Below are 24,973 nucleotides of genomic sequence, written 5' to 3'. Positions count from 1 at the left end.
GAGTGAATTTCAACGCTGGGCAGGTTTTGGCCGTGCGTAGTCTGTGCGGCATGCAGACTGCCGGGAACCGTGGGCCTATACGTGACGTCCCTGACCTCGGTGTAGTGCGGCCCGCGCGTCAGGAACGGGCCGTGCACTGGGGGGACCTGAAGCCAACTGCCGCCTTCAGGCGACGAGAGAGCGCGCCTGTCCGAGGAGTATTCGTTCCATGAGCGAGCACCGTCGCAAACCACCCCAGCCGCAAGGTGGCGGGCGTGCCGCTGCCAGACGCGCCGCACAGTCTTCCGGACGCCGCGCTGTTCCGCCGCGCGGCGCTGATGCCACCCCTCCGCCGCCCCAACCCCGGCCGGGTGGCCGCGCCGAGGCCCGTCGGGCCGCCCAACGGGGCGGCCGGCGCAAGGCGTTCGACTCCGCAGCCATGGCGTCCGGTGGTGGCGTCGGCCAGGGCGGCGGTCGCCGCGGTGGTGGCGGCGGTGGCGGTGAAGGGGGTCGTGGGCGAGGCCGTGGCGGCGGAAAGCCGCCCAAGAAGCGCTTCATTGACTACCCGCGGGCCAACCACACCGGTTGGCGACGGTGGATGCCGTCCTGGAAACAGGTGGCGAGCATCTGCGTCGGGACCGCCGCCCTGGTCGTCGGCGCGGCCGGTGTCGGGCTCGCGATGGTGCAGGTGCCCAACGTGAACCAGGCCGCCAAGTCGCAGAACAACGTCTACCTTTGGTCCAACGGCAAGGTCATGGCACGCGACGGCGAGACCAACCGCCAGGTGGTCGGCATCGCCGAGATCCCGAAGTCGATGCAGTACGCCGTGATCTCCGCGGAGAACGCCTCCTTCGAGACCGACCACGGCGTCGACCCCATGGGCATCCTCCGGGCCCTGGTCAACATGGCCCGGGGTGGTGACACCCAGGGTGGTTCGACCATCACTCAGCAGTACGTCAAGAACGCGATGCTGAGTCAGGAACAGACCCTGGACCGGAAGTTCAAGGAACTGTTCATCTCGATCAAGGTCGGCTGGAAGCAGGGCAAGCCGGAGATCCTCCAGGGCTACCTGAACACCAGCTACTTCGGCCGCGGTGCCTACGGGATCCAGGCCGCGGCACAGGCTTACTACGGCAAGGACGCCGCCAAGCTGGACCCGAGCGAGAGTGCCTTCCTGGCCTCCCTGCTCAAGGGCGCCAACCTCTACGACCCCGCGGGCGGCATCGGCGCGAGCGCCACGCCGGCCGCGAACACCGCGCGGGCCAAGGAGCGTTGGGCCTGGATCCTCGACCGCATGGTCGCCAACGGCCACCTGTCGCAGGCCGACGAGGCCAAGTACAAGGCCAAGGGCTTCCCCGCCCCGCAGAAGCCGAGGCCGGTGGCGAGCAAGGGCGGTCAGGTCGGCTACCTGATCGACGTCGCCAAGAAGTACGTCCTCAAGAACTCGGACATCAGCGAGGCGCGCTTCGACAAGGGCGGCTACACGGTCCAGACGACCTTCGACGAGAAGAAGACCAAGGAACTCGCCGCCGCGGTGAACAAGGTCAACGACCGCTACATCGACCCGAAGAAGCGGCCGGACAAGGACAAGTACGTTCAGTTCGGCGGCGCTTCGGTGGTGCCGGGTGACGGCCGGATCGTGGCCCTGTACGGCGGCGAGGGCTACGACAAGGGGCACTTCAGCAACAACGCCGACACCTTCGGCGTGCCGGTCGGCTCGACCTGGAAGCCGTTCGTCCTCTCCGCGGCGATGAAGTACGGGAAGGCCGGGAGCAGTCAGCCGCTCTCGCCGGACAGCAAGTACAACGGCGACGACCACCTCAAGGTGAAGAACGCGGACGGCTCGTACGTGTTGAAGAAGGACGGTTCGCCCTTCTACCAGGTGAACGAGAGCAACTACCCCTGGGGCTACATCTCCTTGCGCAAGGCGATGGAGCAGTCGGTCAACACCCCGTTCGTCCAACTCGGCATGGACGTCGGCATGGACAAGGTGCGGTCCATGGCGGAGGCCGCCGGCATCTCGAAGTCCAGCTTCGACAAGAACCTCAACCCGTCGTTCGCACTGGGTACTTCGACGCCGAGCGCGATCCGCATGGCGGACGCCTATGCCACCTTCGCCGCCTCCGGTACGCAGGCGGAGCCCTACTCGGTGACCAAGGTGGTCTCCGAGGGCAAGGAGCTGCCGGGCTTCGACAAGCCGACTCCTAAGGCGAATGCGATCGACGCGAACATCGCCAACAACGTCACCGACGTGCTGCAGAACGTGATCAAGAACGGCACCGGCAAGAACGCCCTGAAGCTCGGCATGCCGGCCGCGGGCAAGACGGGTACCACGGACGAGAACAAGTCGGCCTGGTTCGTCGGCTACACCAAGCAGTTGTCGACCGCCATCGCCATGTTCCGCGAGGACGCCCAGAACCCGCGCCAGTTGTCGATGAACGGCGTCGGTGGCTTCGACTCGATCCACGGTGGTGCGCTGCCGACCGAGGTGTGGACGCAGTACATGATGCAGGCGATGTCCGGCATGACTCCGCAGCCGTTCCCGGAGGCCCAGCCGATCGGGCAGGTCATCAACGAGCCCGGCATGCCCTCCCCCACGCCGACGCCCACGCCGAGCATCACGCAGTCGCCGAGCCCGAGTGCCACGCCCAGCCAGACCGCCACCCCGACGGGCAGCGGCAGCCCGACGCCGACCAAGAGCTGCTCGCCCTGGGACCTGCACTGCAAGGACCACGGAAGCAACGCCGGGACCACCGGCGGCGGCCCGGGCGGACCCGGTGGTGACACCGGCGGGACGTCTCCCGGCACACCCGACCCGACCAGCGGTGGGAGCACCGGCGGAGGCATCTTCGGCGGGCCCACCGGAGGTGAGACGGGCTGACCGTTTCACGTGAAACGTTGACGCGTTTCACGTGAAACATGGCTCGACGAAGCCCCCGACCCGGCGCGACCGGGTGGGGGCTTCGTCGCGTTCGTCCCCGGTGCGTACGGCAGGATGGGGCCATGACGAGCCTGCGACAGGACGAGCCCGTTCGGCCGACGAAACGGGATGAGGTGGCCGCGGCCGGCAGCGAGCTGGTCGGCGGGCCGATCGGCCGGCATGCCCTGCTCGGGGTGCACTGGCTGACCCCGGTACGGGTGGTCGCGCTCGTCGCCCTCGGCATGTTCGCGCTCGGCATGGTGCAGAAGCTGCCCTGCTACAACGGCGGCTGGTTCTTCGGCGCCACCAGCCAGTACGTCCACGCCTGTTACTCGGACATCCCCCACCTCTACTCGGGCCGGGGCTTCGCCGACGGCCTGATCCCCTACTTCGACAAGTTGCCCGGGGACATGCAGTACCTGGAGTACCCGGTGCTGACCGGGCTCTTCATGGAAGTCGCCTCGTGGCTGACTCCGCACGGCGGGGCGATCCAGGGCCGGGAGCAGATCTACTGGCTGGTCAATGCCGGCATGCTGATGGTCTGCGCCGCCGTCATCGCGGTCTGCGTGGCCCGAACCCACCGGCGGCGCCCGTGGGACGGTCTGCTGGTGGCCCTGGCGCCGGCCTTCGCCCTCACCGCCACCATCAACTGGGACCTGTTGGCGGTCGCCCTGACCGCCGCCGGCATGCTGATGTGGTCGCGCAGCCGCCCGCTGGCGGCCGGCGTTCTGATCGGGCTGGCGACCGCGGCGAAGCTCTATCCGGTGCTGCTGCTGGGCCCGTTGCTCGTGCTGTGCTGGCGGGCCGGGACCTGGCGCGCGTACGGGCGGACCGTCCTCGGCGCGGTGGTCTCCTGGCTGGTGGTGAACCTGCCGGTGATGATCGCCCACGATGCCTCCGGCTTCCGCATCCGGGAGGGCTGGGCGAAGTTCTACACCTTCAGCCAGGAGCGGCCGATCGACTTCGGCTCGCTCTGGCTGTTGCTCTCCCAGCGCACCGGCAACCCGCTGGAGAACGCCAACCTCTACGCGACGCTGCTGATGATCGTCGGCTGCGGTGCCCTCGCGTTGCTGACGCTCTACGCCCCGCGTCGACCGCGCTTCGCCCAACTCGCGTTCCTGGTCGTGGCGTTGTTCATCCTCACCAACAAGGTCTACTCGCCGCAGTACGTCCTGTGGCTGATCCCGTTGGCCGCGCTGGCCCGGCCGCGCTGGCGGGACTTCCTGATCTGGCAGGCGTGCGAGGTCATGTACTTCCTGGGGATCTGGATGTACCTGGCCTACACCGGCAACGGTGACAAGCACCAGGGGCTGCCGCCCGAGGGATACCAACTGGCCATCGCCCTGCACCTGTTGGGCACCCTCTATGTGTGTGCCATGGTCGTCCGGGACATCCTGATGCCCGAGCGCGACGTGGTCCGTAGGGACGGGGACGACGACCCCTCGGGCGGTGTCCTGGACCGCAGCCCCGATGTCTTCGTGCTCGGGCGGACGGCCCACGAGCCGCAGCACGCGGTGCGCTTCGAGGCGGCACCGCGGGTGCGCTGGGGCGCCGCCCGGGACTGAGCGGCGGAACGCGTCAGGGGCCCGGTGCCGCGGAACTCTCCGCGGCACCGGGCCCCTGACATTGTGTGCGGGCCGGCCGGCTCAGCGGTCCACGACGCGGTCGTACTGCGTGGTGGTGTGCCGCAGGTGGGCCACCAACTCCTCGCCCACCTTGGGCTCCGGGGCGTCGCCCGGGACGAAGAGGATCGACACCTGCATGTGCGGGGGCTCGGCGAACCAGCGCTGCTTGCCGGCCCAGACGTACGGCGCCAGGTTGCGGTTGACGCTCGCCAGGCCGGCGCGGGCCACGCCCTTGGCACGCGGCATCACGCCGTGCAGCGCCTTGGGCGACTCCAGGCCCACGCCGTGCGAGGTGCCGCCGGCCACCACGACGAGGTAGCCGTCCGAGGCCGCCTTCTGCTGGCGGTAGCCGAACCGGTCGCCCTTGGCGACGCGGGTGACGTCGAGGACCGAGCCGCGGTACTCGGTGGCGTCGTGGTCGCCGAGCCAGAGGCGGGTGCCGATCCGCGCCCGGAAGCGGGTCTGCGGGAACTGCTGCTGGAGCCGGGTGAGTTCGTCGGGCTTGAGGTGGCTGACGAACATGGTGTGCAGCGGGAGGCGGGCGGCGCGCAGCCGGTCCATCCACCCGATGACCTCGTCGACGGAGTCGGAGCCGTCGGTGCGGTCCAGCGGCAGGTGGATCGCGAAGCCCTCCAGCCGGACGTCCTCGATGGCCGCGGCCAGCTTCGGCAGGTCCTCCGGCTGGACGCCGTGCCGCTTCATGCTGCTCATGACCTCGATGACGACACGGGCGCCGACCAGCCCGCCCACGCCCTCGACCGAGGAGACCGAGCGGATCGCCCGGTCCGGCAGCGGCACCGGCTCCTCGCCGTGCCGGAAGGGCGTCAGCACCAGCAGGTCGCCGCTGAAGTAGTCCTTGATCTGGGCCGCTTCGTAGGTCGTGCCGACCGCGAGGATGTCGGAACCGAGCCGGGTGGCCTCCTCTGCGAGGCGCTCGTGGCCGAAGCCGTAGCCGTTGCCCTTGCAGACCGGGACCAGCCCGGGGAACTGCTGGAGAACGCTCTGCTGATGCGCCCGCCAGCGCGCGGTGTCGACGTAGAGGGTGAGCGCCATGGCCGGCCCGGAACCTTTCTCGTGGGGGTGTGTCAGGAGTACGGACGGTACGGAGGAGGGGTCAGCGGCGCGACATGTAGATGTCGAGCGCCTTGTGCAGGAGCTTGTTGAGCGGGAAGTCCCACTCGCCGAGGTACTCCGCCGCCTGCCCGCCCGTGCCGACCTTGAACTGGATCAGGCCGAAGAGGTGGTCGTTCTCGTCCAGCGAGTCGCTGATGCCGCGGAGGTCGTAGACCGAGGCACCGAGCGCGTGGGCGTCCTGGAGCATCCGCCACTGCATCGCGTTGGAGGGCCGCACCTCGCGGCCGATGTTGTCCGAGGCGCCGTACGAGTACCAGACGTGTCCGCCGACGACGAGCATGGTCGCGGCGGAGAGGTTCACCCCGTTGTGGCGGGCGAAGTAGAGCCGCATGCGGTTCGGGTCCTCGGCGTTGAGGGCGGACCACATGCGCTGGAAGTAGCTGAGCGGGCGCGGCCGGAACTGGTCGCGCTTCGCGGTGATCTCGTAGAGCCGCTGCCACTCTTCCAGGTCCTGGTAGCCGCCCTGGACGACCTCGACGCCGGCCTTCTCGGCCTTCTTGATGTTGCGGCGCCACAGTTGGTTGAAGCCCTTGTGGACCTCTTCGAGCGGCCGGCCGTTCAGCGGGACCTGGAAGACGTAGCGGGGCTGCACGTCGCCGAAGCCGGCGCCGCCGTCCTCGCCCTGCTGCCACCCCATGCGGCGCAGCCGGTCGGCGACCTCGAAGGCGCGTGCCTCGATGTGGCTGGCCTCGACGTCCCGCAGCCGCTTGACGTCGGGGTTCTGGATGCCCGACTTGATCGCGGCGGAGTCCCAGCGGCGGATGACCACCGGCGGGCCCATCTTCACGGAGAAGGCGCCCTGCTGCTTGAGGTGGCCGAGCATCGGCTGCAGCCAGTCCTCCAGGTTCGGCGCGTACCAGTTGATGACCGGGCCCTCGGGAAGGTAGGCGAGGTACCGCTTGATCTTGGGAAGCTGGCGGTAGAGGACCAGACCGGCACCGACCAGCTCGCCGGACGCGTCGAACCAGCCCAGGCTCTCGGACCGCCACTCGGCCTTGACGTCAGCCCAGGCCGGGACCTGCATGTGGCTCGCCGCGGGCAGGCTCTGGATGTATGCCAGATGCTGCTCTCGACTGATGGTCCTCAGGGTCAGGCTCATGCGGGGCGCTCCTCGGCTGGTGTGTCCCCACGGTCGGGGCTCCGGCTCTCGCGCCGAAGCCTACTGTGACCCGGGAGCGCCCCGTTTGGGCCGTACGGGACCGGGCCCCGTAGAGCCCAGCGTGACGGGTGCGGACTAGCCGATGACGCCGCCGAAGAGGCCGCCGTGGGCCAGGCCGATGTAGAACCCGACGCCGGCGGCACCGAGCCCGATGATCAACAGGAACCGTTCCGCCGTCGTGGAGGAGATGTACTGACCCCACAGGCCCGTACCGATCCCGATCAGGCCCACCCAGGAACTGATCAGGTGGAGGCCGGGGGAGAGAGCGGTGAAGGCGGCAATCGCTCCGAGGACGAGGGTCACGACCGCGAAGGTGTTCTCCACGGGATGGGTTTGGCCGTCGCTGTTGAGGATCGCGAGCAGATTCCGCTGGGTCCGTGCTGCCTGTGCCATACGGCACCTCCCACTGACGGGGCGGCGCACTGTAACGCCGCTCACACCCATTGTGTTCCAGATTGCGGGGTCCGGTGGGCGGATTTCAACCGGAAGCGCGGAGGCAGGTACTCTGTACGGTCTGCGCACATGTCTGCCCGGATGACGGGCCGGCGGGCGCGGAAACGCATCACGACCCTCCTGCCACGGAACGACCGTGGCCGCTGAGTCCAAAGGAGGTGGGTTCACCATGCGTCACTACGAGGTGATGGTCATCCTCGACCCCGATCTGGAGGAGCGCGCCGTCGCCCCCCTGATCGAGAACTTCCTCTCCGTCGTCCGCGAGGGCAACGGAAAGGTCGAGAAGGTCGACACCTGGGGCCGTCGTCGTCTCTCGTACGAGATCAACAAGAAGCCCGAGGGCATCTACTCGGTCATCGACCTGCAGGCCGAGCCTGCGGTCGTCAAGGAGCTCGACCGTCAGATGAACCTGAACGAGTCGGTTCTTCGGACCAAGGTCCTCCGTCCCGAGACCCACTGAGCGCGTACGCGTTCAGCGGTAACCGGGTTCGAGTAGCAACACCAGCAGCCAGCAGCACACCCGCCGAGAGGTTCCCCTAATGGCAGGCGAGACCGTCATCACGGTCGTCGGCAATCTTGTCGACGACCCCGAGCTGCGCTTCACCCCGTCCGGTGCGGCGGTCGCGAAGTTCCGCGTCGCGTCCACTCCCCGCACCTTCGACCGCCAGACCAACGAGTGGAAGGACGGCGAGAGCCTGTTCCTGACCTGCTCGGTGTGGCGTCAGGCGGCGGAGAACGTCGCCGAATCCCTTACGCGGGGTACCCGCGTGATCGTCCAGGGCCGTCTCAAGCAGCGGTCCTACGAGGATCGCGAGGGCGTGAAGCGCACGGTCTACGAGCTCGACGTCGAGGAAGTGGGCGCGAGCCTGCGGAACGCCACGGCGAAGGTCACCAAGACCAGCGGTCGCGGTGGCCAGGGCGGCGGCTTCGGCGGCGGCCAGCAGGGCGGCGGCCAGGGTGGCGGCGGCTGGGGCGGCGGCCCCAGCGGCGGTCAGCAGGGTGGCGGTGCTCCGGCCGACGACCCGTGGGCCACCGGTGGTCCCTCTGGCGGTGGCCAGGGTGGCGGCGGTGGCTGGGGCGGCGGCTCCGGCGGCTCCGGTGGCGGTGGCTACTCGGACGAGCCGCCCTTCTAGGTCCGGCGATGCGTTCCTCCGCCGGTGTTTCACGTGAAACGGCGTGTTTCACGTGACACGAGGTCGGAGAGCGGCCGGTGCCTGAGGGCGTCAGCACACACTTCTTGAACTCACTGGAGAGAGACAATGGCGAAGCCGCCTGCTCGCAAGCCTAAGAAGAAGGTTTGCGTGTTCTGCAAGGAGAAGATCTCCTACGTCGACTACAAGGACACGAACCTGCTGCGGAAGTTCATCTCCGACCGCGGCAAGATCCGTGCCCGCCGGGTCACCGGCAACTGCACTCAGCACCAGCGTGACGTCGCCACGGCCGTGAAGAACAGCCGTGAGATGGCGCTGCTGCCCTACACGTCCACCGCGCGATAAGGGAAGGGTGACCGACACATGAAGATCATCCTCACCCACGAGGTCTCCGGCCTCGGCACCGCCGGCGACGTCGTTGACGTCAAGGACGGGTACGCCCGCAACTACCTGGTTCCGCGCGGTTTCGCGATCCGCTGGACCAAGGGTGGCGAGAAGGACGTCGAGCAGATCCGCCGCGGTCGCAAGATCCGCGAGATCGCCACGATCGAGCAGGCCAACGAGGTCAAGGCTCAGCTTGAGGGCGTCAACGTGAAGCTGGCCGTGCGTGCCGGCGAGGCCGGCCGCCTGTTCGGCTCGGTCACCCAGGCCGACATCGCCTCGGCGATCAAGGCCGCCGGTGGTCCGGACGTCGACAAGCGCCGCGTCGAGGTCGGTTCGCCGATCAAGACCCTGGGCGCGCACCAGATCTCGGTGCGTCTGCACGCCGAGGTCGTCGCGAAGCTGGGCGTCGAGGTCATCGCCGCCTGAGCGTAGTTCGCAGCGAACGCCGAAGGGCCGTACTCCCTCGTGGGGTACGGCCCTTCGCGCTGTGCGGGTGGGGCTGAGCGGCGGTCAGTCCTCGTCCTGGGCGCGCTTGTAGAGCTTGGCGATGTCGTCGTCGAAGTACGCGGCGTAGGACACGTCGTCCTGGTCGCCGCCGCCCTCGTGACCGCCGAGGACGCCGATGACCGTGCCGGTGTGGCTCTTGGGGTCGTAGTCGGCCAGCCAGGGGCTGCCGCTGGTGCCGCCCTCGAAGTCGGTGCACTGGATGCGCATCTGGGTGTCGCTGAACTTCGTGGCGCGGTTCTGGCAGGAGATCGGGGTGTCCCGGCTGGTGGGGTAGCCGGTGATCTTGACCTCGTTGTCGAAGCCGCGGTCGATGCCGAGGGTGTTGCCGCCGAGGACGTCCTGGATCTGCTTGCCGTCCTTGGTGTCGAGGCTGAGGAAGGCGACGTCGAGGTCCTCGTCCTGCGACTTGGCCCAACGGTCGTCCACCACAACCTTGTTGACCTTCCACAGGCCGGTGGGCTCGTCGCCGTTGCGGTAGTCCGGGGCGAAGACCAGGTCGTCCACCGGCTTGCCGGTGTCGGCGTCGAAGGCGCAGTGGGCCGCGGTGATCAGCATGTTCCGGCCCGGGCTCTGCACCACGCTCGCGGTGCAGAAGTGGGCACCGTGGTCGTCCTTCTCGAAGACCGCGCCGATCCGGCCGTTCTCCTCGGTCCTGCGCGGGGTGTAGGCGTTGCCGTCCTGGGGCGGGGCGGAGGCCGACGGGTCCTGGTCCTGGGGCGGCCCGCCGGGCTCGCCGGACTTGCCATAACCGGCGGGGCCACTGCCGGCTCTGCTGTGGTGGTCCTCCTCCGCGGCGTAGCCCACCACTGCGGCTGCCCCGACGATGACGAGCGTCAGGGGCAGGACGGATTTCCTGGCAAGCGAGCGCACAAGGTCATTATCTGTGCGGGGCCGGAATTCGGCAGGTGCTTCATCGCGAGGCTCCGGTCACAATCCACCGTCCGGATCGGGTGCGCAGCCAGAGCGTCAGCATCCGGACGGTCATCATGAGGGCCATCGCCCACCACACGGCGACCAGACCGCCGCCGAGGGCCGGGACGGCGAGGGCCGCAGGGACGAAGACGGCCAGCGTCACCACCATCGCCCCGGCGAGGTAGGGCCCGTCCCCCGCGCCCATGAGGACGCCGTCGAGGATGAAGACGACGCCCGAGACCGGCTGGGTGACCGCGACGACCAGGAGCGTGGCGAGCAGCGGGTGTTGAACGGCGGGATCGGTGGTGAAGAGGGGGATGAAGAGCGGCCGGGCGAGCGTCACCAAGACGCCGAGGACCACGCCGGAGGCGATGCCCCACTGGACCATCCGGCGGCAGGCGGCCCGGGCGCCGTCCTCGTCCCCGGCGCCGAGGTAACGCCCGATGATGGCCTGCCCGGCGATGGCGATGGCGTCCAGCGCGAAGGCCAGGAGGGACCAGAGGGACAGCACGATCTGGTGGGCGGCGACCTCGGCGTCGCCGAGCCGGGCGGCGACGGCGGTGGCGATCATCAGCACCGCGCGCAGCGAGAGGGTGCGGATCAGCAGCGGGACGCCGGCCTGGGCGCAGGCTCGGATCCCGGCGGCGTCCGGGCGGAGTGAGGCACCATGGTGGCGGGCGCCGCGGACCACGACGACGAGGTAGGCGACGGCCATGCCGCACTGGGCGATCACGGTGCCCCAGGCGGAGCCGGCGATGCCGAGGCCGGCGAGGTACACCAGCCCGGCGTTGAGGGCGGCGTTGGCGGTGAAGCCGCCGACGGCGACGTAGAGCGGGGTCCTGGTGTCCTGGAGGCCGCGCAGGACTCCGGTGGCGGCGAGCACGACCAGCATCGCGGGGATGCCGAGCGCGCTGATCCGCAGGTACGTGGTGGCGTACGGGGCGGCGGCCGGGGAGGCGCCGAAGACCTCGACGAGCCAGGGAGCGGTGGGCAGGACGACGGCGATGACGGCCGCGCCGAGGAGTAGGGCGAGCCAGATGCCGTCCATGCCCTGGCGTATTGCCGCGGGGAGGTCGCCGGCGCCGACCCGGCGGGCGACCGCGGCGGTGGTGGCGTAGGCGAGGAAGACGAAGACCGAGACGGCGGTCGTGAGGAGGGCGGCGGCGACGCCGAGACCGGCGAGCTGGCGGGTGCCGAGGTGGCCGATGACGGCGCTGTCGACCATGACGAAGAGCGGTTCCGCGACCAGGGCGCCGAAGGCCGGCAGGGCCAGCGCGACGATCTCGCGGTCATGGCGGCGGGGGGCACGCCGTGGCGTCGCGGGGGCCTGTGTCATGAGCGGCAATCTAATCGTCCACAGGTAACAGATGCAACTGTCTTGTGATCCTTACTTTCCGCTGTGTGGAGGTGCCTTCTGTGTGGCGTTCGCAGCGATCATGAACAGGTTGCCGAAGTTTTTCTCCCCCACAGCCTATGGATGAGAAAAGCCCAGGTCAGGCAGGTGTGGATGGCGTAATTGTGTGCTTGTCCACAGAAGTTTCCCCCGGCCCGTGCACAGGATCCGGGGACTTCTCCACAGCTATGGGGCGGTCATCCACATGGCCTGTGGATAACCAGATTGGCGGACGGTGCGTGCGGGCCTACCGTGGTCCGGCACCCGCCGCCTGTTCCGGCCAGGAAACCCCGTCCGAACTCGACGCGCCGTAACCGGAGTCGGGCGACTTGATTGTCAGAGCTGTGCCGTAAGAAAGAACCGCACAGCAAGGTCCGCGTCGCGGACGGGAGGAGGTGCCGGGGTGAGCATTCCCGAGCCCATGGAAGACCCCTGGGCGGACTCCGGTCCGAGCGACCTGCTGCCGGCCGCCCGCTCCCGTCGGGGCGACGGCAAGGGCCGGGGTCGCGGCGACCGCCCGGACCGCGACGACGAGGGCGGCGGTTCCTGGTCCGGCGGCTTCGAGCGCGTCCCCCCGCAGGACCTCGACGCCGAGCAGTCCGTGCTCGGCGGCATGCTGCTGTCCAAGGACGCCATCGCCGATGTCGTCGAGGTGCTCAAGGGCGAGGACTTCTACCGTCCGGCCCACGAGCTGATCTACCAGGCGATCCTCGACCTCTACGCCAAGGGCGAGCCGGCCGACCCGATCACCATCGCCGCCGAGCTCACCAAGCGCGGCGAGATCGGCCGGGTCGGCGGCGGCTCGTACCTGCACACCCTGGTGCAGTCCGTTCCGACGGCCGCCAACGCCGAGTACTACGCGGAGATCGTCCACGAGCGGGCGGTGCTGCGCCGCCTCGTCGAGGCCGGCACCCGGATCACGCAGATGGGATACGCCGCCGACGGCGACGTCGACGAGATCGTCAACAAGGCCCAGGCGGAGATCTACGCCGTCACCGAGCAGCGGACCAGCGAGGACTACCTGCCGCTCGGCGAGATCATGGAGGGCGCGCTCGACGAGATCGAGGCGATCGGCTCGCGCCAGGGCCAGATGACCGGCGTGCCGACCGGCTTCACCGATCTCGACGCGCTCACCAACGGTCTGCACCCGGGCCAGATGATCGTGATCGCGGCCCGTCCGGCCATGGGTAAGTCGACGCTGGCGCTGGACTTCGCGCGGGCCTGCTCGATCAAGAACAACCTGCCGAGCGTGATCTTCTCGCTCGAAATGGGGCGCAACGAGATCGCGATGCGTCTGCTGTCCGCCGAGGCGCGGGTCGCGCTGCACCACATGCGCTCCGGCAGCATGACCGACGACGACTGGACGCGGCTGGCGCGCCGGATGCCGGACGTCTCGGCGGCGCCGCTCTACATCGACGATTCGCCGAACCTCTCGATGATGGAGATCCGCGCCAAGTGCCGCCGGCTGAAGCAGCGGAACGAGCTCAAGCTGGTCGTCATCGACTACCTCCAGCTCATGCAGTCCGGCGGTTCCAAGCGGGCCGAGAGCCGTCAGCAGGAGGTTTCGGACATGTCCCGAAACCTCAAGCTGCTGGCCAAGGAGTTGGAGCTCCCGGTCATCGCGCTCTCGCAGTTGAACCGTGGCCCCGAGCAGCGCACGGACAAGAAGCCGATGGTCTCCGACCTGCGTGAATCCGGTTCCATCGAGCAGGACGCCGACATGGTCATCCTGCTGCACCGCGAGGACGCCTACGAGAAGGAGTCGCCGCGGGCCGGCGAGGCCGACCTGATCGTGGCGAAGCACCGTAACGGTCCCACCGCGACGATCACGGTGGCCTTCCAGGGTCACTACTCGCGCTTCGTGGACATGGCGCAGACCTGAGCCGAGCGGGCGCCCCGCGCCGAAGCGGCGGTGCCCGGTGGGCGGGCAGGATGGCGGCGCGGTGGGCGTTGTCCGCCGTTGACAGCGGCCGGCCGGGCCGGTGCGGCCGGCGGGAAGTCTCATTGGGGAGCGTCATGACGGTTGTGGAGTCGACGGATGCGCAGGAGCCCGGGGTGGGTGCGGTGGTTCCGCGTGACGGTGTCGTCGTCGAAGTGGCCGAGGATCATGCGGAGTTGTTGCCGCAGACGCGGCGGGGTCTGGTGCGGCGGTTGGCGGTTGCGCAGTCCGAGGGGCGGGCGCCGTCGATGATGGGGGCCGTGGTCCGCGGGGGCCGGGTGGTCTGGGCGGGGGCCCGTGGCGCGGTGGACGGAGAGGTGCCGCACGGCGATGTGCAGTACCGGATCGGCTCGTTGACCAAGAACTTCGTGGCCGTGCTGGTGCTGCGGCTCCGGGACGAGGGGCTGCTGGGGCTGGACGATCCCATCGGGGCCTATCTGCAGGACGTCCCCGTTCCGGAAGCGACGGTCGCCCAACTCCTCGCGCACGGTGCGGGGTTGGCGGCGGAGTCGCGAGGCCCCTGGTGGGAGCGGACCGACGGCGGATTGCGGCCCGAGCCGACCGATCTGTTCGGTGAGCGGTCCCGGCTGCATCCGGTGGGGCGGCGCCATCACTACTCCAACCTCGGCTACGCGGTGCTCGGGGCACTCGTGGAGCGGCTGCGGGGCGGGACGCCATGGGGCGAGGTCCTGCGGCGCGAGGTGCTGGAGCCGCTGGGCATGGCCCGGACGACGCTTCTGCCGGGGGCGCCGCACGCGGAGGGCTGGGCGGTCCATCCGTGGGCCGATGCGGTGCTGCCGGAGCCCGCGCACGACACCGGACTGATGGGCCCGGCGGGGCAGTTGTGGTCCACGGCGGAGGACCTGTGCCGGTGGGCGGCCTTCCTGCTGCGGGGCGATGAGCGGGTGCTGAGCGGGGCGAGCCTGGCCGAGATGCAGGAGCCCGCGGTGCCGCCGGAGGGCGACAGCTGGGACGGGGGGTACGGGCTGGGCACACAGCTGGTACGGCGGCGCGGGCGGCTGCTCGCCGGCCACACCGGGTCGATGCCGGGATTCCTGGCGGCGCTGTGGATCGACCGGGGGCAGGACACGGCGGCGCTGGCGCTGGCGAACTGCACCTCCGGCGTGCCGATCAGCATGGTGGCGGCCGACTTCCTGGAGATCGTCGCGAGCCAGGAGCCGCGGATCCCGGAGCCGTGGCGCCCGCTGCCGGGCCCGGTGGACGAGGAGTTGTTGGCCCTGACCGGGCCCTGGTACTGGGGCGCGAACCCGTTCGCGCTGCGGTTGATGGACGGGCGCGGGCTGGAGTTGATCACGCTGTCCGGTGGCGGGCGCACCTCGCGCTTCCGGGCCGAGGAAGACGGCACCTGGACCGGGCTGGACGGCTACTACGCCGGCGAGACGCTCCGCGCGCAGCGGGCGCCGGACGGCACGGTCACCCACCTCGACCTGGGGAGCTTCGTCTTCACCCGCGGGCCCTACGAGCCCGCGGGACCGGTGCCGGGCGGGGTGGACCCCGAGGGCTGGCGGGGCGTCTGACCGGAGGCGGGGAACGGCAGCGGGGGCCGGCCGGGCGGCCCCCGCGCCGCGGGTCGTCCGGGCCCGGGGAGGGGCCAGGACCCGGCCGACGGGGGTGCACCGGCGGACGTACAGTCGAGCGAGATGTCAGGAGCCGCCGCAGCGCGCGGCTCGCTACCGCTGGAAGGCCACCGTGACTGCCGTGACTGCGAACGCCGACGCCCCGCTTCTGCTCGACCTGCCCCCGCTCGACGCCGCCCGTTTCGCGCGCATCGAGGACAAGGTCGCGGCCCTGATGCGCACCCGCTGCGATGTCGTGACGATGCAGGGCGAGGCGCTGCTGCCCCTGGAGGCGTGCATCCGCTCGGCCGTGCGGCCCGGCAGCACCGCCCTCAACATCATCACCGGCCCCTACGGCGAGACGTTCGGCGGCTGGCTGCGGTCCTGTGGCGCCGAGGTGATCACCATCAGCGCGCCGTTCACCGGTGCGGTCAGCCCCGGGCAGGTGGCGGACGCGCTGCGGGAGCACCCCGAGATCGACTTCGTGAGCCTGGTGCACGCCGAGGCGGCGACCGGCAACACCAACCCGGTCGCTGAGATCGGCACGGTGGTACGGGAGCACGGGGCGCTGCTGATGCTCGACGCGGTCGCCTCGGTGGGCGCCGAGCCGCTGCTCACCGACGCGTGGGGCGTGGACCTCTGCGTCATCGGCGGCCAGAAGGCGTTGGCCGGTCCGGCCGGGGTCTCCGCGGTGTCGGTCAGCGCCCGCGCCTGGGAGCGGATCGCCGCCAACGAGCAGGCGCCGCGGCGCTCTTACCTCTCGCTGCTGGACTGGAAGGAGCGCTGGATCGACGCCGGTCGCACCGCCCTTCCGCACGCCCCGGCGCAGTTGGAGATGCTCGCGCTGGAGCAGGCGGTGGACCGGATCGAGGAAGAGGGGCTGGACGCGGTCATCACCCGGCACCGGGCGGCCGCCGCGGCGGTCCGGGCGGGCGTCGCGGTGCTCGGCGGTCCGGTGCCGTACGTGATCCGCGACGAGCACGCGGCGCCGGCCGCCACCACGCTCCGCGCGCCGGCGGAGGCGGACGCCCGTGAGGTGGTGTCCGCGGCCCTGGCCGCCGACGGCTCCGTCCCGATGCAGGCCGCCGCCGGTGCGCTGGCCGCGGAGATGATCAGGGTGAACCACTACGGGCGGGCCGCGGACCGGGCGGTGGTGCTCGCCTCGCTGGCGGCGCTGGGCGCCGGTCTGCGGGCGTTGGGAGTCGCGGTCGACGAGGACGCGGCGGTCGGCGCGGCCGGTGCGGCATGGGACGGGGCCGTCGCCGCGGCCTGAGCCGTGCCGGCCCACTGATCCGGCGGGCGGTTCTCGGCCGTCGGACGCACCCTCGACAAGAGGCCAGGGGTGTGGTCTGTTTCACGTGAAACAGACCACACCCCTTTTGTGTTGGGGCGCGCCGCCGCCGGTCGTGTGCGGCGCGCTGCGCGCCCGGAGCCCGCGTCGTCTCCCTCGCCTCCGCCTCCCTCGCTGTCTCCGCCGCCCCGCGCCCCGTTCCTCGCGCCTCCCTGCCCCGCTCGTCACCCCAGCGTGGCGATCCGCACGTGTGTTTTAACGGCCTCGTAGAATCGGAACGATCAACCCGGTTGTTCTCCCGGGTGTGGAGCGCGGAGGAGCCGGGTGGTGCCAGCAGGTGTGTGGCGGGCGGAGAGCCGGTCGGCGACCCCGCGCGCGGATGCCCGGCGCAATCGTGCGCTGGTGCTCCAGGCGGCCCGATCCGCCTTTGAGGAACGGGGGTTGGGGGTCCCGCTCGATGAGATCGCCCGGCGCGCCGGGGTCGGTGCGGGGACGGTGTACCGCCATTTCCCTTCCAAGGAAGCCCTGTTCAGGGCGGCGGTCCGGGACCGTATGCGGCTCTTCGCCGATGCCGCGGGGGAGTTGACCGAAGCGGACGACCCCGGCGAGGTGTTCTTCCGCTTCCTGGCGTCGGTGGTGCGGCTGGCCGCCCCCAACCGGGCGCTGTGCGAGGTGCTGGAGGCGGCCGGCACGCGCGGACCCGGGGCGGCCGAGGAGGGCGACGGGGCCCCGGAGCTGGAGTTCCTGGCGGCCCTCGGCGTGCTGCTGGCGCGGGCCCAACATGCCGGCGCGGTAAGGGCGGACGTCGACCTGGACGACGTCCGCGTGCTGCTGGCCGGGTGTCTGACGATGGAGCGCCGGCGGTCGGCGGGGCGGGGAGCCGCGGGCGCGGACGGGGAGCCCGGAGCGGTGCCGGCGGGCCGGATGGCGGCGCTGCTGCTCGACGGGCTGCGCGCCGATCGGAGCGTAACGGAACTTCCGGCAGCCGGGGCGAAGCGTAACGAAGCCCGGTGTCAGGTGTGCGGGGCGGCGCTCGCGGCGGCGCGCACCGGGCGGCCCGCGCGGTACTGCGGCGGGGCCTGCCGGCAGAAGGCCCACCGCGCCCGCCGCACCGCTCCCCCGGCCGGCCGCTGATCGTTCCCCGGGGCCGTCAGAGGGTCAGCTTGAAGCCGAGGTGGGACGCCTCGAAGCCGAGCCGCTCGTAGAAGCGGTGGGCGTCGACCCGGGTGGCGTCGGAGGTGAGCTGGACGAGCTGGCAGCCCAGCTTCCGGGACTGGCTGATCGCCCAGTCGATGAGCTCGGTGCCCAGGCCGGCGCCGCGCTCGTCGGCGTGGATACGTACCGCCTCGATGATCGAGCGGGTGGCGCCGCGCCGGGAGAGCCCGGGGATCACCGTGAGCTGGAGCGTGCCGACGACCCGGCCGTCGCGGTCGGCGACGACCAGGTGCTGGTGCGGATCGGCGTCCAGGACGGCGAACGCGCCGCGGTAGGGCGTCAGGTCGTCGGGGGACTCGCGGGTGGCGCCCAGGGGGTCGTCGGCCAGCATCGCCACGATGGCGGGCAGGTCGTCCTCGGTGGCGCGCCTTATCTCAAGATCGCTCATGGCCGCGACCTTATGCCGCGCGGGCCGGACTGCCCAGGGTTCGGGCGATCGCGGGACCCGCGGCGGGCCGGCCCCGTTACGCGGAGGCGCCGAGCGTCTCGACCGCCGTCACCAGCGGCGCCAGCTCGGGCCGCTGCGCGGCGTCCCGGAGGGCCTCGCGCAGCGCGGTGTCATGGGCGGGCCGGGCCGCTTCGAGGAGGTGCAGGCCGTCCGGCGTGACGTTGGTGTAGATGCCGCGCCGGTCGTCGGGGCAGAGGTAGCGGGAGAGCAGCCCGCGCTCTTCGAGCCGGGTGACCAGGCGGGTGGTGGCGCTCTGGCTGAGCACGACCGCGTCCGCGACCTGGTGCATCCGGAGGTGGCCGCCGGGCCCGTCGTGCTGCTCGCTGAGCACGTTGAGCACCGAGAACTCCCGGACGCTGAGGCCGTGTTGGGCCTGCAAGGCGCGCTCGATGTGCGACTCGATGCGGCCGTGCAGGGAGGAGAGCGCGCACCAGCCCTGGGCAAGGGCGCCGGAGGCGGCATCCCGCGTCGTGGTCGTTTTCCGCGTCCGCTGCGTCATCGCAGACCTCCTCATCCGTCGTCCGCACCAGGATAGGCCACATCCGAAATAGTCAGCGCTTGCAAATAAACCGCGTATGCAATTATTGTCTACGCCGGTTTGGGATGTGTGCAATCAATGGGAAGGACCCGCCATGCCTCTCGCGCTCCTGGCGCTCGCCATCGGCGCCTTCGGGATCGGAACGACCGAGTTCGCGGTCATGGGGCTGCTGCCCGACATGGCGGCGGACTTCGGCGTCTCCATCCCGCTCGCCGGCTACGCGACCACGCTCTACGCCCTCGGCGTGGTGGTCGGCGCCCCCCTGATGACGGTGGTCGGCACCCGCTTCACCCGGAAGCAGATGCTGATGCTGCTGATGGGCCTGTTCGTCGTGGGCAACCTGCTCACCGGCCTGGCGCCCACCTTCGGGCTGGTGCTCGTCGGCCGGGTCGTCTCGGCGTTCGCCCACGGCGCGTTCTTCGGTATCGGCTCGCTGGTGGCCGCCGACCTCGTCGCCCCGGAGAAGCGGGCCATCGCGCTCTCGCTGCTGTTCAGCGGCCTGACCGTGGCCAACGTCGTGGGCGTACCGGCCGGCACCCTGGTCAGCCAGCAGTTCGGCTGGCGCACCACGTTCTACGCGATCACCGTGCTCGGCGTGCTGGGGCTGTTCGGCATCGTGAAGCTGGTCCCGGCGCAGCGGGCCAAGGCCGCCGCCCGGATCGGCAGCGAGCTGGCGGTCTTCCGCAACCCGCAGGTCGGCCTGGCGATGCTGATGACCGTCCTCGGCTTCGGCGGGGTCTTCGCGGCCATCACCTACCTCGCCTCGATGATGACCGGGGTCGCCGGCTTCGCGCCGTCCTCCGTCGTCTGGCTGCTCGCGGTCTTCGGCCTCGGGATGGTCGGCGGGAACCTCTTCTCCGGCCGGTTCACCGACCGCGCCATGATGCCGATGCTCTACGCGTCCCTGGCCGGACTGGCGGTGGCGCTGGCCGCGTTCACCTTCACCGCGCACCACAAGGTCGCCGCGGTCGTCACCATCGGGCTGATCGGCTTCTTCGGCTTCGCGACCGTACCTCCGCTCCAGAAGCGGGTGTTGGACCAGGCGGCCGCCGCGCCCACCCTGGCCTCGGCCGGCAACATCGCGGCCTTCAACTTGGGCAATGCGCTGGCCGCGTGGCTCGGCGGCCTGGTGATCTCGGGCGGGCTCGGGCTGACCGCGCCCAACTGGGTGGGCGCGCTGATGACCGCCGCGGCGCTGGGGGTGGCGGTGCTGGCCTCCTCCCTGGAGCGCCGTCGGCCGGGCCACAGCCAGGTGGTGGCCGAGGGCGGTCCGGCCGTGACGGCGGAGAGGACCGAGGGGGTCGAGGCGGCCGCGCCGGCGGCGCGGAGCTGAGCGTTCCGGTCCTCCGTCCTGGTGGGGCCGTGCCGCCGCGGCCCGCCAACGGGACCCGTCACGACGCGACGTCCATCCGGGCCCGACCCCCGGCCGACCGTGCCCCGCGCGGTCGGCCGCCGCGCGTGGTGCGCCCCCACGGCTTGAGGACGGAGAGCGCGGTCAGGAAGAGGTACAGCGCGGCGGCGACCCCAGGGGCCACGAGGAGGCCGACGTCGGACGCCGGGTGACCGGCGGCGGCCGCCGCGGCGAGGCGGGCGACGCCGGGACGGAGCGCGAGCACCGTCAGCAGCAGGGCCGGGGGCGTCAGCCACGCCTTGGTGAGGACCCAGCGGTACCGGGTCAGCCCCCACGGCGTCCCGAGGGCCAGCACCAACCCGCTGGCCAGTGAGGCCAGCGCCACCGGGAGCACCAGGTCGTCGATGAGGAGCTGCATCGCCCGGTAGGCGACCTCGGCGGTCGGGGCGGTGGCGGCCGTGAAGCCGGTGACCCCGAGCACGAACAGCCCGGCGGTGAGCCCCAGCCAGCCGACGGAGCAGGCGACATGGGCGACGAGGAGGGCCCGGCGGACGGGCCGGCGAAGCTGCATGCCCCCACGGTGCCGGGTGACGGGGGACGGGACATCTGACGGCGGGAGTATCCGCGCGTACGCGGCGGCGAGTACGGCCCGGGCCGGCCGGCGGGCGGGCGGGACGCCGGGGGCGGCGACGCCCTGGCTAGGCTCCGGTCATGAGCAAGCTGCATCTGTTCGATATGGACGGCACCCTGCTCCACGGGTCCGCGGCCGCCGTCGAGATCGCCCGCCAACTGGGGTTGGACCGCGAGATCGCCGAACTGGAGCGGGCGTTCGCGGCCCGGGAGTTGACCCCGGCGGGCTTCGCGCAGCGGGCGTGCGACCTGTGGGCCGCCGAGCTGACCGAGGAGCATGTGGCGGTGGCCTTCGAGGGCGCGCCGTGGCTGGCCGGTATCCGGGAGGTGTGGGCCGACATCCGGGCCCGCGGCGAGCGGTGCGCCGTGATTTCCCTCTCGCCCGGATTCTTCGTCGAGCGGCTGCTGGACTGGGGCGTCGACACCGCGCACGGCTCCCGTTGGCCCGCGGTGCCGATCCGCACCCCGGTGGAACCGGCCGGCATCCTCTCGTCGTCAGCGAAGGTGCGGATCGCGGACGAGCTCTGTGCGCGGTACGGGCTGGGCCGGGACGACTGCGTGGCATACGGCGACTCGATGTCGGATGTCGAACTCTTCGCGGTGGTACCGGAGTCGGTGGCGGTGAATGCCGATCACCATGTCAGCGACCTGGCCACGTATGCGTATGCGGGACGTGATCTTCGTGCGGCATACGAACTGGTGCGTACCGGCGGGTAATTCGACGGGGTGCACGTTTTCTGTGGTGCATTCGTCCGCCGCGCGTACGGAATTTGCCGTCTGTGGGGAGGATCACTGGTATTGGCGGGGGCGCGTTGAGTGTCCCCGGATCGGGGGTTGTGGTTTCAACTACTGCCGGTATGGTCGACTCCGGCTCGACGGGGGTGCGGGTCCTTCGCGGGGCGTGGACGGCGGGCAAAGCTCGTCAGCCTAGCGGGGAGACGGCCCGTGTCACCCGGACTTCCGACTGTTTGTCCGATGCGGTGGAGTGGGGTGGCATGCTGACGGAACGGTATGTGCGCCGCTTGCCGCAGGGAAGTGAGAAGTGTCCTCTTTAGAGAGTGTTGCCGGGATCGCTTGAGGCGACGAAGAATTCCGGGCAGGGCGGGGGAATTCCGGGCAGTTCCGGTCAGTGGAACGGCAAAGACCACCGAAAGACGTTCGAGGCGAGGCAGACCATGGACGCTCCGACCACCACGTCGGCCGATAACGGCCCTTCTGGCGGCAGCAGTGGCGATTGGGGTTGGTTCACTCCGCCGGCGAAGAAAACTTCCGGAGACGAGCCGGGGCGGCAAAACGGCCGGGACGAGCGGGAATCGGCGCACGAAGACCGCGACGAGCCGGACGAACGCGTCGATGGGGAGCAGATACCCAGCCGGCCCGTGAACCCGATACGCCCGGTGGGCACCGCCGCCGAGCGGGAGCGCGAGCCGGAGGCGCAGCGGGTGCCGCGGCAGGGCACGCTGCCCCGGTGGGGGACGGACCATCAGCTCGGCGCCCCGGTCCCCGAGGAGGGCACGGCGCCCGCCGCCCCGCGTCCCGGGACGGAGCCGGAGCCGGTCCACGAGCCCGCCGCGCACACGCCGTTCGACGCCTTCGGCGGCTTCGACCCGCGCACTCCGGCCTCCGGGCCCACCGCGGAGGCCCCCGCGGCCCCTTCGAACTCGGCGGCCCCCACCACCCCGTCGGCCGCTCCCGAGCCACCGTCCGCTCCAGCCCCGCCCGCACCACCGGCCCCGTCGGCGGCTCCGCCCTCCCTGGCCGCACTGGAAGCCAGCGGCCCGTCAGAAGCCACGGCCTCTCCCGACGCGGTGCTCATCCGGCGCACCATGAACGAGATCGAGCCCGTGGCCGACAAGGTCACCTCGTACTTCTACGCGCTGCTGTTCGTCCAGCACCCCGATCTGCGGGCGCTGTTCCCCGCCTCGATGGACACCCAGCGCGACCGGCTCTTCAAGGCGCTGCTCACCGCCGCCAAGCACGTTGACAACGCCGAGGTGCTCGGCCAGTACCTTGCCCAACTCGGCCGCGGCCACCGCAAGTACGGCACCCTGCCCGACCACTACCCGGCGGTCGGCGAGTGCCTGCTGAGCGCGCTCTCCCGTTATGCCACGGCCACGTGGAGCCCGGAGGCCGAGGGCGCGTGGGTGCGCGCCTACACCACCATCTCCCAGCTCATGATCGACGCGGCGGCCGAGGACGAGGCCATCGCCCCGGCCTGGTGGCAGGCCGAGGTCATCGCGCACGAACTGCGCACCCCCGACACCGCGGTGGTGACGGTCCGCCCGGACCAGCCGTACCCGTTCCGCGCCGGCCAGTACACCAGCATGGAGACCCCCTGGTGGCCCCGGGTGTGGCGGCACTACTCCTTCGCCTCGGCGCCGCGCCCCGACGGCCTGCTCTCGTTCCACGTGAAGGCGGTGCCGGCCGGCTGGGTCTCCAACGCGCTGGTGCACCGCGCCCGGCCCGGCGACGTCGTGCGGCTGGGCGCGCCCGCCGGCTCGATGACCGTCGACCACTCCACCGGCAACGGCCTGTTGTGCGTCGGCGGCGGCACCGGCATCGCGCCCATCAAGGCGCTGATCGAGGACATCGCCGACCACGGCGCCCGGCGCCCGGTGGAGGTCTTCTACGGCGCCCGCAGCGACCACGACCTCTACGACATCGACACCATGCTGCGGCTGGAGCGGACCCACCCCTGGCTCTCCGTCCGCCCGGTCGTCACCGTCGGGCCGGGGACCCGGGGCGGCCCGAACACCCTCACCGGCCAACTCCCCGACGCCGTACGGCAATACGGGCCGTACCGGGAATACGACGCATACCTTTCCGGCCCGCCGGGGCTGATCCGCAGCGGTGTGGAGGCACTGGTGGGGGTCGGCGTCCCGGCCGGGCGGATTTGGCACGACTCCATCGACGAGCTGGTAGCAACGGGAGACTGAAGCCTTGGCAGCACACGGTGAACACGACCGCGCGACGGAGGGTGGGGGCCCGGGCTGGCCGGCGGAGCGGCCCGGGAGCGACGGTGAGCACCTGGTGCAGCGGAGACTCGGGACGACCGCGCGCGCCGACCGCTTCTACGCGGACCAGGTGCTGGACCATCTCAACGCGCGGATGCGGGAGTTCGTGGCCTGCCAGGAGATGTTCTTCCTGGCCACGGCCGACCGGCACGGCGAGTGCGACTCCACCTTCCGGGCCGGGCCGCCCGGCTTCGTCCAGGTGCTGGGCGACCGGCTGCTGGCGTATCCCGAGTACCGCGGAAACGGCGTCATGGCCTCCCTCGGCAACCTCTCCGAGAACCCGCGGTTGGGCATCCTCATGGTCGACTTCACCCGTTACCGGATCGGGCTGCACGTCAACGGGCGGGCCCGGGTGGTGCTGGACGAGGAGATGCGGGCGCACTATCCGGGGCTGCCGGTCGATCCGGTCCCGGGCCGGCGGGCCCAACTGTGGGTGGTGGTCGAGGTCGAGGAGGCGTACATCCACTGCTCCAAGCACATCCCGCACTTCCAGAAGGTCCCCGCGACCGAGCGCCGGGCGCGCGCCTGGGGCACCGACGACGTCAAGCGCAAGGGCGGCGACTTCTTCGGGTCCGCCGCCGAGGCCGAGCGTCGCCCGCCGTTCCGCCGCCCGCAGCGCGGGACGGAGCATCTGCGCGGCGGATTGCACGAGGACGTCCCCGATTCCGACCAACGGCGGCCCGCGCGGGGCGACGTGGCCGCGGAGCTGAACGAGGAGTTCCTCGACCGGGTCGATGCGGTGCTGGCCCGGGCCCAGCCGCGCCGGCCGGGCGAGGACGGCCCGGAGTTCCGCGGCTGGTTCGACCGGCGGGACGGCTGACCGGAGGCCGGTTCGCCGGGGCGCTGCTAGCCGAGGTCGGGGGCGTGCATCGCGCGCACGCCCTCGATGTTGCCGTCCAGATAGTGCCGCAGGGAGAGCGGGACGACGTCGACCGAGGCGATCCCGATCCGGGTGAAGGGCACCCGCACGATCTCGTACTCGCCGCACGGCTCCTCGACCTCGGGGCCGTGCCGGCGGGCCGGGTCCATCGAGTCCAGCCGGCAGACGAAGAAGTGCTGCACCTTGACGCCGTCCACCCCGCCGTCGGTGAGGTGCTCGACGGTGTCGACGAAGACCGGCACCACGTCGGTGACCTTGGCGCCCAGCTCCTCGTCCAGCTCGCGGTGGAGGGCCTCGATGACCGTGGCGTCCTCCGGCTCCACGCCACCGCCGGGAGTGATCCAGTACGGGGCCCGGCCCGGCTTGGTGCGCTTGATCAGTACGAGGTCCGCGCCGTCGAGCAGAATCGCGCGGGCGGTGCGTTTGACGACTGGCCGTACGGTCATAGGGGACAGATGCCGCAGTCGAGCCGG

Annotated in this window: 23 protein-coding genes; 14 read left to right on the top strand and 9 right to left on the bottom strand. The window is 71.0% G+C overall.

The genetic code is table 11. The features are described 5' to 3' along the window. The first annotated feature begins 208 nt into the window (after positions 1 to 208). On the top strand, positions 209 to 2,860 hold the full coding sequence (locus PV796_RS19760) for a transglycosylase domain-containing protein (RefSeq protein WP_376564903.1): 2,652 nt from the start codon (positions 209 to 211) through the stop codon (positions 2,858 to 2,860). Between the two features lie 122 nt (positions 2,861 to 2,982). Continuing rightward, entirely contained in the window at positions 2,983 to 4,464 is a 1,482-nt protein-coding gene (locus tag PV796_RS19755) for a glycosyltransferase family 87 protein (protein ID WP_274914624.1), read from the top strand. A gap of 81 nt (positions 4,465 to 4,545) precedes the next feature. Here the strand turns inward: PV796_RS19755 and PV796_RS19750 are convergent, their stop codons facing one another. The 3 genes from PV796_RS19750 to PV796_RS19740 all read right to left on the bottom strand — a co-directional run bounded on the left by PV796_RS19750 (position 4,546) and on the right by PV796_RS19740 (position 7,210). Further along, on the bottom strand, positions 4,546 to 5,577 hold the full coding sequence (locus tag PV796_RS19750; RefSeq protein WP_274914623.1) for an alanine racemase: 1,032 nt from the start codon (positions 5,575 to 5,577) through the stop codon (positions 4,546 to 4,548). A gap of 61 nt (positions 5,578 to 5,638) precedes the next feature. Next, positions 5,639 to 6,757, bottom strand: coding sequence for a lipid II:glycine glycyltransferase FemX (locus PV796_RS19745; RefSeq protein ID WP_274914622.1), 1,119 nt, complete (start codon positions 6,755 to 6,757; stop codon positions 5,639 to 5,641). A 135-nt stretch (positions 6,758 to 6,892) separates the two neighbouring features. Next, complete coding sequence (locus PV796_RS19740) at positions 6,893 to 7,210, bottom strand: hypothetical protein (protein ID WP_274914621.1); 318 nt, start codon at positions 7,208 to 7,210, stop codon at positions 6,893 to 6,895. Positions 7,211 to 7,439: 229 nt separating this feature from the next. Between PV796_RS19740 and rpsF the strand changes: the two genes are divergently transcribed. The 4 genes from rpsF (at position 7,440) to rplI (ending at position 9,231) form a co-directional block, all read left to right on the top strand. Next, on the top strand, positions 7,440 to 7,730 hold the full coding sequence (gene rpsF / locus PV796_RS19735; RefSeq protein ID WP_018542659.1) for a 30S ribosomal protein S6: 291 nt from the start codon (positions 7,440 to 7,442) through the stop codon (positions 7,728 to 7,730). A 79-nt stretch (positions 7,731 to 7,809) separates the two neighbouring features. After that, complete coding sequence (locus PV796_RS19730) at positions 7,810 to 8,403, top strand: single-stranded DNA-binding protein (RefSeq protein WP_274914620.1); 594 nt, start codon at positions 7,810 to 7,812, stop codon at positions 8,401 to 8,403. Positions 8,404 to 8,529: 126 nt separating this feature from the next. Further along, positions 8,530 to 8,766, top strand: a complete 237-nt coding sequence (gene rpsR, locus PV796_RS19725; RefSeq protein WP_003978893.1) for a 30S ribosomal protein S18 — start codon at positions 8,530 to 8,532, stop codon at positions 8,764 to 8,766. Positions 8,767 to 8,784: 18 nt separating this feature from the next. Beyond that, positions 8,785 to 9,231, top strand: coding sequence for a 50S ribosomal protein L9 (gene rplI, locus PV796_RS19720; protein ID WP_274914619.1), 447 nt, complete (start codon positions 8,785 to 8,787; stop codon positions 9,229 to 9,231). 84 nt (positions 9,232 to 9,315) lie between these two features. On the opposite strand, the gene PV796_RS19715 is transcribed toward rplI, so the two are convergent. Then, positions 9,316 to 10,182, bottom strand: coding sequence for a trypsin-like serine peptidase (locus PV796_RS19715; RefSeq protein WP_274914618.1), 867 nt, complete (start codon positions 10,180 to 10,182; stop codon positions 9,316 to 9,318). A gap of 40 nt (positions 10,183 to 10,222) precedes the next feature. Beyond that, complete coding sequence (locus PV796_RS19710) at positions 10,223 to 11,560, bottom strand: MATE family efflux transporter (protein WP_274914617.1); 1,338 nt, start codon at positions 11,558 to 11,560, stop codon at positions 10,223 to 10,225. Positions 11,561 to 12,020: 460 nt separating this feature from the next. On the opposite strand from PV796_RS19710, the gene dnaB reads away from it, so the two are divergent. The 4 genes from dnaB (at position 12,021) to PV796_RS19690 (ending at position 17,558) form a co-directional block, all read left to right on the top strand. Continuing rightward, positions 12,021 to 13,499: a replicative DNA helicase gene (dnaB, locus tag PV796_RS19705; RefSeq protein ID WP_274914616.1), complete on the top strand. Its 1,479-nt coding sequence runs from the start codon at positions 12,021 to 12,023 to the stop codon at positions 13,497 to 13,499. A 134-nt stretch (positions 13,500 to 13,633) separates the two neighbouring features. Continuing rightward, positions 13,634 to 15,094 (top strand): serine hydrolase domain-containing protein, encoded by a 1,461-nt coding sequence (locus PV796_RS19700; protein WP_274914615.1) that lies wholly within the window; start codon positions 13,634 to 13,636, stop codon positions 15,092 to 15,094. Positions 15,095 to 15,266: 172 nt separating this feature from the next. Continuing rightward, a complete protein-coding gene (locus tag PV796_RS19695; RefSeq protein ID WP_274914614.1) occupies positions 15,267 to 16,406 on the top strand; it encodes a pyridoxal-phosphate-dependent aminotransferase family protein in 1,140 nt (379 codons plus the stop codon). Positions 16,407 to 16,751: 345 nt separating this feature from the next. Then, positions 16,752 to 17,558, top strand: a complete 807-nt coding sequence (locus PV796_RS19690; protein ID WP_274914613.1) for a TetR/AcrR family transcriptional regulator — start codon at positions 16,752 to 16,754, stop codon at positions 17,556 to 17,558. 16 nt (positions 17,559 to 17,574) lie between these two features. Here PV796_RS19690 and PV796_RS19685 read toward each other — a convergent pair whose 3' ends face one another. Together PV796_RS19685 and PV796_RS19680 are read right to left on the bottom strand one after the other, a co-directional pair. Then, a complete protein-coding gene (locus tag PV796_RS19685; RefSeq protein WP_274914612.1) occupies positions 17,575 to 18,027 on the bottom strand; it encodes a GNAT family N-acetyltransferase in 453 nt (150 codons plus the stop codon). A gap of 76 nt (positions 18,028 to 18,103) precedes the next feature. Then, entirely contained in the window at positions 18,104 to 18,586 is a 483-nt protein-coding gene (locus tag PV796_RS19680; RefSeq protein WP_274914611.1) for a MarR family winged helix-turn-helix transcriptional regulator, read from the bottom strand. Between the two features lie 133 nt (positions 18,587 to 18,719). Between PV796_RS19680 and PV796_RS19675 the strand changes: the two genes are divergently transcribed. Further along, positions 18,720 to 19,958: an MFS transporter gene (locus PV796_RS19675; RefSeq protein ID WP_274914610.1), complete on the top strand. Its 1,239-nt coding sequence runs from the start codon at positions 18,720 to 18,722 to the stop codon at positions 19,956 to 19,958. A 58-nt stretch (positions 19,959 to 20,016) separates the two neighbouring features. Here PV796_RS19675 and PV796_RS19670 read toward each other — a convergent pair whose 3' ends face one another. Continuing rightward, the gene (locus PV796_RS19670; protein ID WP_274914609.1) at positions 20,017 to 20,547 is read right to left on the bottom strand and encodes a DUF2269 domain-containing protein; all 531 of its coding nucleotides are present in this window, start codon (positions 20,545 to 20,547) and stop codon (positions 20,017 to 20,019) included. A gap of 140 nt (positions 20,548 to 20,687) precedes the next feature. Here PV796_RS19670 and PV796_RS19665 point away from each other — a divergent pair, with 140 nt between their 5' ends. The 3 genes from PV796_RS19665 to PV796_RS19655 all read left to right on the top strand — a co-directional run bounded on the left by PV796_RS19665 (position 20,688) and on the right by PV796_RS19655 (position 24,440). Further along, positions 20,688 to 21,323: an HAD family hydrolase gene (locus PV796_RS19665; RefSeq protein WP_274914608.1), complete on the top strand. Its 636-nt coding sequence runs from the start codon at positions 20,688 to 20,690 to the stop codon at positions 21,321 to 21,323. A gap of 458 nt (positions 21,324 to 21,781) precedes the next feature. Next, positions 21,782 to 23,542, top strand: coding sequence for a globin domain-containing protein (locus tag PV796_RS19660; RefSeq protein ID WP_274914607.1), 1,761 nt, complete (start codon positions 21,782 to 21,784; stop codon positions 23,540 to 23,542). Positions 23,543 to 23,636: 94 nt separating this feature from the next. Then, entirely contained in the window at positions 23,637 to 24,440 is an 804-nt protein-coding gene (locus tag PV796_RS19655; protein WP_274919136.1) for a pyridoxamine 5'-phosphate oxidase family protein, read from the top strand. Between the two features lie 26 nt (positions 24,441 to 24,466). On the opposite strand, the gene PV796_RS19650 is transcribed toward PV796_RS19655, so the two are convergent. After that, positions 24,467 to 24,946, bottom strand: a complete 480-nt coding sequence (locus PV796_RS19650; protein WP_274914606.1) for an NUDIX domain-containing protein — start codon at positions 24,944 to 24,946, stop codon at positions 24,467 to 24,469. Positions 24,947 to 24,973 lie beyond the last annotated feature (27 nt).

Origin of the sequence: Streptomyces sp. WZ-12 (assembly GCF_028898845.1) — a bacterium.
Taxonomy (GTDB): domain Bacteria; phylum Actinomycetota; class Actinomycetes; order Streptomycetales; family Streptomycetaceae; genus Streptomyces.
Note: the sequence above shows the minus strand (reverse complement) of the source record. Positions and strands in the feature narration are given on the sequence as shown.

Bases quoted from the DNA above. Each gene is read 5' to 3' on its own strand.
- PV796_RS19760 (WP_376564903.1), top strand. From the start codon at position 209: ATGAGCGAGCACCGTCGCAAACCACCCCAGCCGCAAGGTGGCGGGCGT.
- PV796_RS19755 (WP_274914624.1), top strand. From the start codon at position 2,983: ATGACGAGCCTGCGACAGGACGAGCCCGTTCGGCCGACGAAACGGGAT.
- PV796_RS19750 (WP_274914623.1), bottom strand. From the start codon at position 5,577: ATGGCGCTCACCCTCTACGTCGACACCGCGCGCTGGCGGGCGCATCAG.
- PV796_RS19745 (WP_274914622.1), bottom strand. From the start codon at position 6,757: ATGAGCCTGACCCTGAGGACCATCAGTCGAGAGCAGCATCTGGCATAC.
- PV796_RS19740 (WP_274914621.1), bottom strand. From the start codon at position 7,210: ATGGCACAGGCAGCACGGACCCAGCGGAATCTGCTCGCGATCCTCAAC.
- rpsF (WP_018542659.1), top strand. From the start codon at position 7,440: ATGCGTCACTACGAGGTGATGGTCATCCTCGACCCCGATCTGGAGGAG.
- PV796_RS19730 (WP_274914620.1), top strand. From the start codon at position 7,810: ATGGCAGGCGAGACCGTCATCACGGTCGTCGGCAATCTTGTCGACGAC.
- rpsR (WP_003978893.1), top strand. From the start codon at position 8,530: ATGGCGAAGCCGCCTGCTCGCAAGCCTAAGAAGAAGGTTTGCGTGTTC.
- rplI (WP_274914619.1), top strand. From the start codon at position 8,785: ATGAAGATCATCCTCACCCACGAGGTCTCCGGCCTCGGCACCGCCGGC.
- PV796_RS19710 (WP_274914617.1), bottom strand. From the start codon at position 11,560: ATGACACAGGCCCCCGCGACGCCACGGCGTGCCCCCCGCCGCCATGAC.
- PV796_RS19700 (WP_274914615.1), top strand. From the start codon at position 13,634: ATGACGGTTGTGGAGTCGACGGATGCGCAGGAGCCCGGGGTGGGTGCG.
- PV796_RS19685 (WP_274914612.1), bottom strand. From the start codon at position 18,027: ATGAGCGATCTTGAGATAAGGCGCGCCACCGAGGACGACCTGCCCGCC.
- PV796_RS19680 (WP_274914611.1), bottom strand. From the start codon at position 18,586: ATGACGCAGCGGACGCGGAAAACGACCACGACGCGGGATGCCGCCTCC.
- PV796_RS19675 (WP_274914610.1), top strand. From the start codon at position 18,720: ATGCCTCTCGCGCTCCTGGCGCTCGCCATCGGCGCCTTCGGGATCGGA.
- PV796_RS19670 (WP_274914609.1), bottom strand. From the start codon at position 20,547: ATGCAGCTTCGCCGGCCCGTCCGCCGGGCCCTCCTCGTCGCCCATGTC.
- PV796_RS19665 (WP_274914608.1), top strand. From the start codon at position 20,688: ATGAGCAAGCTGCATCTGTTCGATATGGACGGCACCCTGCTCCACGGG.
- PV796_RS19660 (WP_274914607.1), top strand. From the start codon at position 21,782: ATGGACGCTCCGACCACCACGTCGGCCGATAACGGCCCTTCTGGCGGC.
- PV796_RS19650 (WP_274914606.1), bottom strand. From the start codon at position 24,946: ATGACCGTACGGCCAGTCGTCAAACGCACCGCCCGCGCGATTCTGCTC.